This window comes from Streptomyces sp. SID4985, from assembly GCF_009863025.1.
In the GTDB taxonomy this organism is placed as follows: Bacteria; Actinomycetota; Actinomycetes; order Streptomycetales; family Streptomycetaceae; genus Streptomyces.
The window spans coordinates 1-3,486 of record NZ_WWIR01000610.1 but is presented as its reverse complement, the minus strand read 5'-3'; the positions used below and the strand labels follow the sequence as shown (position 1 = coordinate 3,486).

The window sequence follows — 3,486 nt, the reverse complement described above, 5'->3', positions numbered from 1 at the left end:
GGCGCGGGCACCGGCATCGCGAGCCGCCTGCTGCACGAGCGCGGCGCCCGCGTCCTCGCGGTCGAGCCGGGCGCGGGCATGGCCGCCGAGTTCCGCCGGGCCCTGCCGGACGTCCCCCTGGTCCGGGGCGACGGCAACGCCCTCCCGGTCGCCGACGCCCACGCCGACCTGATCACCTACGCCCAGGCGTGGCACTGGACCGACCCCGCCCGCTCGGTCCCGGAGGCGCTGCGCGTCCTGCGCCCCGGCGGCGCGCTCGCGCTGTGGTGGAACGTCGATGCCGTGGACGTCGACTGGATCTCCGAGGCCGCCGACCGCGCCGGACGCTTCTTCGGCCTCGACATCCCCGCCGAGAAGCGCAAGGCGGTGGACCGCACCGACCAGGCCGACCCCAGCGGCCGCCTCGCCTTCGAGCGCCGCGTGGTCCGCTGGAGCCGCCGCGTCCCGCTCGACGTCCACCTCGCCAACATCGCCAGCCACTCCGCCTTCCTCCTCACCCCGCAGGACGACCGCACCGCCTTCATGGCCGAGGAGCGCGCCCACCTCCTGAAGGTCTTCCCGGACGGCGTGGTCGAGGAGACGTACGACGTGTATCTGATCGCCGCCCGCAAGGACTGACACCCGCCCGAACCCACGAACGGCGGCCCGGCACCCGTACCGGGCCGCCGTTTCGCATGCCCCGGCCCTTGACGGCGTCCCCGCGCCGGCGCAATTATTCATCACGTGATGAATAACGAGCCTCCACCCACCCCGGCGGCCGTCCACGCCGACGCCCTCACCGTCGTACGCGGCCCCCGCACCGTCCTCCACGACCTCGGCTTCACCGTCCCCCGCGGCCGGATCACCGGCCTCCTCGGCCCCTCCGGCTGCGGAAAGTCCACGCTGATGCGCGCCATCGCGGGCACCCAGGCCAAGGTCACCGGCACCCTCGACGTCCTCGGCCGACCGGCAGGCCACCCCGCCCTGCGCCACCGCGTCGGCTACGTCACCCAGGCCCCCTCCGTCTACGACGACCTCACCGTCCGCCAGAACCTCGACTACTTCGCCGCGATCCTCGACCCCGGCCGCGCCGCCGCCGACCGCCGCCACACCCACGTCACCCGCGCCCTCGCCGACGTGGACCTCACCTCCCACGCCGACGCCCTCGCCGGAAACCTCTCCGGCGGCCAGCGCAGCCGCGTCTCCCTCGCGGTCGCCCTCCTCGGCACCCCCGAACTCCTCGTCCTGGACGAACCGACCGTCGGCCTCGACCCCGTACTCCGCCGCGACCTGTGGACCCTCTTCCACACCCTCGCCGCCGAACGCGGCACCACCCTCCTCGTCTCCTCCCACGTCATGGACGAGGCCGAGCGCTGCGACCACCTCCTCCTCATGCGCGAAGGGCGTGTCCTGGCCGACGACACCCCGGAGAACCTGCGGACCCGCACCGGCACGGACACCGTCGAGGCCGCCTTCCTCCACCTCGTGGACGAGGCCGCCGCCACCGACCGCACCAAGGAGCCGACCCGATGAGCACGACCACCGCGTCCGCGCTGAGCCCCGGCCGTACGACCGCCACCGCCGCCCGCGTCCTGCGCCAGCTCCGCCACGACCCCCGCACCATCGCCCTGATGCTCCTGGTCCCCTGCCTGATGCTGGTCCTGCTGCGCTACGTCTTCGACGGAAGCCCCCGCACCTTCGACAACATCGGCGCGTCCCTGCTCGGGATCTTCCCGCTGATCACGATGTTCCTGGTGACGTCCATCGCCACCCTGCGCGAACGCACCTCCGGCACCCTGGAGCGCCTCCTCGCGATGCCCCTCGGCAAGGCTGACCTGATCGCCGGTTACGCCCTCGCCTTCGGCGCCGTCGCCGTCGTCCAGTCCGCCCTCGCCACCGGCCTCGCCGTCTGGCTCCTCGGCCTCGACGTCACCGGCTCGCCCTGGCTGCTCCTCCTGGTCGCACTCCTGGACGCCCTGCTCGGCACGGCCCTCGGCCTCTTCGTCTCGGCCTTCGCGGCCTCGGAATTCCAGGCGGTCCAGTTCATGCCCGCGGTGATCTTCCCCCAGCTCCTGCTCTGCGGCCTCTTCACACCCCGCCCCGACATGCACCCAGCCCTGGAAGCCGTCTCCGACGTCCTCCCCATGTCCTACGCCGTCGACGGCATGAACGAGGTCCTCCACCACACCGACACGACGACCACCTTCCTCCGCGACATCCTGATCGTCGCGGGCTGCGCCCTCCTGGTCCTCGCCCTGGGCGCCGCCACCCTGCGCCGCCGCACGGACTGAGCACCGTCTCCCCTCCTGTACTACCTGTACGAAGGCGAGTGGTCCGCCCACCGGACAACCCCTCGCACCCGGCACCCCCGGTGCGAGGATGAACCGCATGAGCCAGAAAGTCGCAGTCCTCGGCACCGGCAAGATCGGCGAAGCCCTGCTCAGCGGAATGATCCGGGGGGGCTGGGCCCCCGCCGATCTCCTGGTGACCGCCCGCCGCCCCGAGCGCGCCGAAGAACTCCACGCCCGCCACGGCGTCACCCCGGTCACCAACACCGAGGCCGCCAAGACCGCCGACACCCTGATCCTCACGGTCAAGCCGCAGGACATGGGCACACTGCTTGCCGAGCTGGCCCCGCACGTCCCCGCCGACCGCCTGGTCATCAGCGGCGCCGCCGGCATCCCCACCTCGCTCATCGAGGAGCACCTGACCGAGGGCACCCCGGTCGTACGCGTCATGACGAACACGCCCGCCCTGGTGGACGAGGCCATGTCCGTCATCTCCGGGGGCAGCCACGCCACCGCCGCCCACCTCGCCACGGCCGAGGAGATCTTCGGCGCCGTCGGCAAGACCCTGCGCGTCCCGGAGAACCAGCAGGACGCCTGCACCGCCCTGTCCGGCTCGGGCCCGGCGTACTTCTTCTATCTGGTCGAGGCCATGACCGACGCGGGCATCCTGCTCGGCCTGCCCCGCGACAAGGCGCACGAGCTGATCGTCCAGTCCGCCATCGGCGCCGCCACGATGCTCCGCGACAGCGGCGAGCACCCGGTCAAGCTCCGCGAGAACGTCACCTCGCCGGCCGGTACGACCATCAACGCCATCCGCGAGCTGGAGAACCACGGCGTGCGCGCCGCCCTCATCGCCGCCCTAGAAGCGGCCCGCGACCGCAGCCGTGAGCTGGCCTCCGGTAAGAAGGACTGACCCGCACCAAAGATTCTTCCCAGGAGGGGGTTGACACCCCCTCCCAGGCTGCGTAGTGTTCTCCGAGTTGTCCGACGTGAGAGCCGACTCCGGTCGGTCCCCGGACAGCCATTCCGCAAGGCCCACTCGACATCGACGCTCATGCGTCGCTTGTTTCGTTGTGTGCATTTGCGAAATGAGGAATCCGTGTTCGAAAAAGAGCACAGGAACCCCGATTGGCTTCGGGGGCCGGGAATCCGCTAAAGTCTCACTCGTCGGAACGGCCGCGAGGCCGGGAAGACAAACCCCGCTGACTGGGGGTCAGAC

Annotated in this window: 4 protein-coding genes; all 4 read left to right on the top strand. The window is 71.6% G+C overall.

The window, feature by feature from the left end:
• Window positions 1-618: class I SAM-dependent methyltransferase (locus GTW40_RS26190; RefSeq protein ID WP_161182630.1), on the top strand; the 618-nt coding region annotated here is incomplete at its 5' end.
• A gap of 108 nt (window positions 619-726) precedes the next feature.
• The gene (locus GTW40_RS26185) at window positions 727-1,512 is read left to right on the top strand and encodes an ABC transporter ATP-binding protein (RefSeq protein WP_202486447.1); all 786 of its coding nucleotides are present in this window, start codon (window positions 727-729) and stop codon (window positions 1,510-1,512) included.
• Window positions 1,509-2,270, top strand: coding sequence for an ABC transporter permease (locus tag GTW40_RS26180; RefSeq protein WP_161182628.1), 762 nt, complete (start codon window positions 1,509-1,511; stop codon window positions 2,268-2,270). Before GTW40_RS26185 ends, GTW40_RS26180 begins: the two co-directional genes overlap by 4 nt.
• 97 nt (window positions 2,271-2,367) lie before the next feature.
• Window positions 2,368-3,180 (top strand): pyrroline-5-carboxylate reductase, encoded by an 813-nt coding sequence (gene proC, locus GTW40_RS26175; protein ID WP_161182627.1) that lies wholly within the window; start codon window positions 2,368-2,370, stop codon window positions 3,178-3,180.
• Window positions 3,181-3,486 lie beyond the last annotated feature (306 nt).